Here is a 219-nt window from a genome sequence, read left to right as displayed (position 1 = left end):
CGGGCATGGTCGTGTAAAACTTTAACGTGGGCGAACTTCTGGCCGAATTTAGGCTGCAAGGTGTCATCCACTAAAAATAAGAGCGGATATTGTGCCAGGAGTTCCGTTAATTGCGGCAGCTGCCACAGTTGATATAAGACGCAAACTTCTAATTTATTTAATTTAGCCCCCACAATTTCCAAGGTATGGTAGTAAGAATTGAGCGTTTTACTTTGAAAG

Annotated in this window: 1 pseudogene; it reads right to left on the bottom strand. The window is 42.5% G+C overall.

The annotated features are described in order from the left end of the window. A pseudogene (locus tag FC65_RS12680) lies at window positions 1-219 on the bottom strand (IS701 family transposase); the annotation flags it as partial.

This window comes from Ligilactobacillus acidipiscis DSM 15836, from assembly GCF_001435755.1.
GTDB classification, from domain to species: Bacteria; Bacillota; Bacilli; order Lactobacillales; family Lactobacillaceae; genus Ligilactobacillus; species Ligilactobacillus acidipiscis.
The sequence above is the reverse complement of the archived record's forward strand: the minus strand, read 5'-3'. Positions and strand labels throughout refer to the sequence as shown.